The organism is Novosphingobium sp. 11B (assembly GCF_054589055.1).
Window position 1 is genome coordinate 1,022 of sequence record NZ_BAAILP010000230.1, and the last position, 5,259, is coordinate 6,280.

Genomic DNA, 5,259 nt, shown 5'->3' on the forward strand with positions numbered 1-5,259 from the left:
GACAGAAGCGCGCGCTCGATCACTCCCTTCGCAGAACAGAATCATCTTGCACTACGGGCGGCAACCACAGAGGCGTCCAGTTGAAGGTGAAGTACGGCGGTATGGAGGTTTCCGATGCCCATCGGTTGCGGCAATTGGAGGACGAGAATGGCAAGTTGAAGCGGCTCTTGGCCGACAGCATGCTGGACAACGCGATCCTGAAGGACCTGCTGGGAAAAGGCTGACGACGCCGGGCCAGCGGCGCGACGTGGCGCTCGGTGTGATGCGGGACTACCAGGTCTCACATCGCCGGGCTTGCGTGCTGATTGCCGTCGATCCCAAGACGGTCAGGCGCGAACACCCGCCGGACCACGGAGCCATCCGCGAAGCCATGCGGGAAATCGCAGGGCAGCGCCGTCGGTTCGGCGTCACGCTGGGGCGCAAGGGCATGAGGATGAACCACAAGAAGCTTTACCGGCTATATCGGGAAGAAGGCTTGTCCGTGCGCCGACGGTGCAGCCGCAAGCGGGCCCAGGGCAGTCGGACGCCGGTGCAGGCGAGCGTGCCGGAATATTCAACCGTAAGACGCTCGTTATGAGCGAGGGACCGCCGGGGGGCAGGTCACATCGCTTCCGCGATCGATCGGGGTCGCTGTGTTGTAACGCAGTCCCGAATCCATTCAAATGGCTGTGCTCTGGCCCGGGTAGCGAGAAACCCATCACTTGGATTTCATCTGGCCGGAAGACGAACGAAGAGAAAACGGCCTTAATGGCATCGCGAATAATGACCTGGAATGACCTCGTAAAGGGCCGGAATGGCGGTTTTGCGGGCGATCACAGGTCAAGCAACTGTCGCAGCGATCCGACCGAAACAAGTCGGACCTGCAACCAATAACCAAACGAGGGCTAACCCTCGTTGCTCGGGAGAGAATAAATGAGGCGCGTATCAGTCAAGTTGGCTCTGTTTGCGACCACCACGCTCGCCGGAGCAGTACCGGCGATGGCACAGGATGCGGGGGGCGACATCGTCGTCACCGCTCGCCGTACCGAGGAACGCCTGCAGGACGTTCCCATCTCCATGGCCGTCTTCAGCCAGCAACAGCTGACCAACAAGAACATCGTGTCGGGTGCCGATCTGGCCACCTATACTCCGTCACTCTCGGCTAATTCGCGTTACGGTAGCGAAACGGCGACTTTCGCCATCCGTGGATTTACCCAGGAATCCTTTACGTCACCGTCCGTCGCGATCTACTTCGCGGACGTGGTGGGGCCGCGTGCGCAAGGCGGAACGCCGGGCGGCAACGGCGCTGGCGTCGGTCAGTATTTCGATCTCCAGAACGTCCAGGTTCTGAAGGGGCCGCAGGGAACGCTGTTCGGACGCAATACCACGGGCGGCGCGGTACTGCTGGTGCCGGAGCGTCCCACAGATGTACTGGAAGGCTATCTCGAGGGGTCCTACGGCAACTACGACATGTATCGTATGCAAGGCGTCGTCAACGTACCGCTGAGTGACACTTTCAAGGTTCGTTTGGGTTTCGATCGCCAGAAGCGGGACGGGTACCTCAAAAACCAGAGCACCCGGGGACCGGATGCTTTCGGCGACGTCAATTACTGGGCAGCGCGTCTGGGCATCCTGGCCGAGCTTACGCCGGACCTGGAAAGCTACACGCTCGCCCGCTTCAGCCATTCCGATACCAACGGAGTTGCCGGCAAGATGGTGACGGCGGCAGGTTGCCTGGGCAACACGACCACGCCCACGCCCGGGTCGACAGCTCAGTTCCTGGCGCCGCTCGGCTGCAAGATGATCACCGACGCCGCGGCCCGCGGCGATGGGTACTGGGATGTGGCGATGAGCGCGGCAAATCCGTTCCTGAAGATCGATCAGTGGGCCGTATCCAACACAACGACCTGGGTGGTAAACGATACACTCACCGTCAAGAACATAGCCAGCTATCAGGAATTTCGCCAAAAGCAGTCGTTCAACATCGGCTCTGACGACTATGCATTCCCGGCGACGACGCAATTTGGCGCCCCCAGCCCTTATGCCGGCCTGCCGTTCACATGGGTCGGGCTCAACCCCGATTCCAACTTCCCCAACGTCTCGCAATGGACCGCGACTGAAGAGTTGCAGATCCAAGGCCGCACAAGTGATGGCAAGCTGAACTACGTCCTTGGCGGCTATTACGAGAAAAGCGGACCGCTCAACCCGTTCCAGGGTTCGCTTTCGCCGATCTCGTATACCACCCAGATCCCGATCGCGCCCGGCATCTCGGTCCCGGTGCTGTCGAGCCTGTCGTGCACCGATATCGCGGCCTACCAATGTACGCCGATCAATTCGCTCGGCGTGGCGGGCATTCCCGGCCTGATTCAGAACTCCCTGACGCGTTACCGGTATCGCAACGCGGGCTTCTTCGGCCAGGGCACTTACAAGATCACCGACCAGTTCTCGGTAACGGCGGGACTGCGCTACACGATGGACAAGGTTGCGGGCCAGGGCGGCACGCGCCAGGCGTTCTTCTTCGCACCCAACACGCCGACCTTCGTATGCGCGGCTTACCCCGGTCGTCCTGCACCCAGCGGCGAGAATTGCCTCACCAACATCGCGCAAAAATCCAACAAGCCGACTTGGCTGATCGACCTGGATTACAAGCCGACGCCCGATATGCTCGTCTATGCCAAATACGCGCGCGGCTATCGCCAGGGTAATGTGAACGCATCGAATACGATCCCCATTTCGTGGGGTCCCGAAAAGGTAGAGGCCTACGAAATCGGCGTGAAGACCTCCTTCCGCGGAGCGGTCAGCGGATATTTGAACCTCGCGGCCTTTTACAACGATTTTTCCAACCAGCAGTTGACCGCGAACCTCATTCCCGACGCAAGCATCCCCAACAACACGAGCTCTCCGGCTCAAGCCATCGTCAATGCAGGCAAGTCGCGCATCCAGGGCATTGAGGTCGATGGCTCCATCAACTTCAGCGGTCTCTCGATCGCTCTGGGCTATGCCTATCTCGACACGAAGCTGAAGTCCTACAGCCCGCCGAATTTCCCGGGTTATCTCCCGCCCTCGACCGGCGCCAACGTCGGCGGGCCACTGCCGCAGTCGCCCAAGCACAAGCTGACGGTCACGCCGACCTACACCCTGCCGCTGGATGACAGTCTGGGCCGGATATCGATCAGCGGCACCTATATCTACACCGCCAAGCAGATTGCCCTGGCGGACTCTCCGGTGGGCGTGTTGCCGTCGAGCCAATTGGTCAACTTCAACCTGAACTGGAACGACGTGCTGGGAGGCCCGATCGATGCGTCGGCGTTCGTCACCAACGCGTTCAATGAAAAGTATCCGGTGTTCGTCAGCGGGTCTTTCGCATCGATCGGCTCGGAGAGTATCATTCTGGGAATGCCCCGGATGTACGGCATCCGGCTGCGCTATCGTTTTGGAGATTGATCAACCGATATAGGAATGCAGGTAACCTGCGAGCGCTATGCGCATGAGACGACCCCAATGGGGACCTATCAGTATAGCGCTCGTACTTTCTGCCCTTGGGCAATGCCATGGCGGCTGGTTATGCCGAACAACCTTCGGCCACAAAAACGTTGGCGGTGGCGGGGCCGATGTCGCTGGTCGCGCAGGTGATGATGGCAACCTTGCCGTTGAGGCGTTGGGACATGGCGAGTTCATTTGCTTTAACAGGCTGCGGAAAAAGGCGGCGCAGTGGCCGCCACCGCGCCGATTTCCAAGGTGCGGGGCGAGGACCTCGCTCATTCGAGGCTGAAATTCGGAGTTGCCTGCGGTGTTGGCGCGGTCTTGGTGATGTGAGCAGCACGATTAGACCGCAGCCAGCAGTTTCGGCAGTCTGATGAGGTTGTAGGCGGCAGCGGTGAGCGTGAAGGACCATCCGACGCGATCTTGCCCACGGTGTCGGGTTTTTCGCATGGTGCCGCAGGTCTTGGCCCATCCGAACACTTCCTCGATCCGCTTGCGGATTTTCTGGGAGAGGCCGTAGCCGGGATGGCGTGTCGTGCGCCCGTCGATGGCAGAACGCCGGTTGGTGTTGTTCTGGGCCACGTGCGGGGTGACGCCCATCTCGCGCAGCGCCGCGACGAAGGCGGCGGTGTCATAGTTCTTGTCCGCGCCCAGGGTAATCCGGTGGCGCCCGTCCATGCGCCCCAGCATGGTCAGCGCCGCCTCGCGTTCGGCGGTGCCGGTGGCATGGGTCAGGATCGTATCGACAACGAGGCCGTTGCGGTTCTCCATGAGGACATGGGCCATGTGGCACAGCTTCGCAGCCTGGCCACGCGCCTTCTTGAACAGCCGGGCATCGGGATCGGTGGTCGATGCATGGGTTGCATTGCTGCGCTTCTCTCCGCGAAAATCGCGTCCGGCATTACGGTCGGTCGGCGTTGCTGCCTGCTCGCCCTGGCTGGCGACCGCCCCACCGTCATCATCATCCCCGGGGCCGCCTTCATCCTTGGGCCTGAAGCTCTTCACGCTGGCCCAGGCTTCGATCAACGTGCCGTCCACCGAGAAATGATCGTCCGAGAGAAGAGAGTGTACGCGCGTCTGGCTGATGATGGCCGAAAGGAACTTGGCGGCAACGTCGCCTGCCAGCAGCCTCTCCCGGTTCTTGGTGAAGACCGTGACATCCCAGATCGGAGCATCCATCGCCAGGCTGACAAACCAGCGAAAGAGTAGGTTGTAGTCCATCTGCTCCATCAACTGGCGCTCCGAGCGGATCGAATAGAACGCCTGCAGGAGCAAGGCCCGAAGGAGCTTCTCGGGCGGGATCGAGGGCCTCCCGATACGAGAATACAGGCCGTCGAAGTCCGCAGACAGCACCTCGAGCGCTTCATCGACAATCGCCCGGATCGCGCGAAGGGGATGGTTCGCCGGCACCCGAGGCTCGCAACTCACGTACGAGAACAGCCCCTCGCTCCGTTCATCACCGCCGCTAATCCCGATCCCTTCAACATCGCTTCTCGCGATCCTGGAATCAGCAATGTCACCTCGAGGCAAGCGCCTTTTTCCGCAGCCTGTTATGCTACTAAGGAGAACGCAGTACAGATATTTGCCTCGGGCAACGGGCAGAGACAACTGTAATTCCGTCTGCAAAGTGGTGCCTGGGCGACGTCACGGGTCTACAGCCGCTCGTAGCGTACAGAGCGCTTATACACTTTGAACCGAATCTCGAAAGATTGCGAAGCGGGGCCAGGAACAAGGGACACTCCTTCCTGGCCCCGCCTCGCGTTCCCGCCGCTCCTGAATTCAGGAGCGGCGGGAACG

General features: G+C 60.7%; 3 protein-coding genes and 1 pseudogene. 2 read left to right on the forward strand and 2 right to left on the reverse strand.

What is annotated here, in order from left to right; translation table 11 throughout:
• Positions 1–77: 77 nt before the first annotated feature.
• Positions 78–532: pseudogene (locus tag ACYPYD_RS20270) on the forward strand (transposase family protein); the annotation flags it as partial.
• Positions 533–912: 380 nt separating this feature from the next.
• On the forward strand, positions 913–3,423 hold the full coding sequence (locus ACYPYD_RS20275; protein ID WP_459665123.1) for a TonB-dependent receptor: 2,511 nt from the start codon (positions 913–915) through the stop codon (positions 3,421–3,423).
• Positions 3,424–3,541: 118 nt separating this feature from the next.
• On the opposite strand, the gene ACYPYD_RS20280 is transcribed toward ACYPYD_RS20275, so the two are convergent.
• Both ACYPYD_RS20280 and ACYPYD_RS20285 read right to left on the reverse strand, forming a co-directional pair.
• Complete coding sequence (locus tag ACYPYD_RS20280) at positions 3,542–3,646, reverse strand: short-chain dehydrogenase (RefSeq protein WP_459665125.1); 105 nt, start codon at positions 3,644–3,646, stop codon at positions 3,542–3,544.
• Between the two features lie 158 nt (positions 3,647–3,804).
• The gene (locus ACYPYD_RS20285) at positions 3,805–4,932 is read right to left on the reverse strand and encodes an IS5 family transposase (RefSeq protein WP_459665219.1); all 1,128 of its coding nucleotides are present in this window, start codon (positions 4,930–4,932) and stop codon (positions 3,805–3,807) included.
• Between the last annotated feature and the right edge of the window lie 327 nt (positions 4,933–5,259).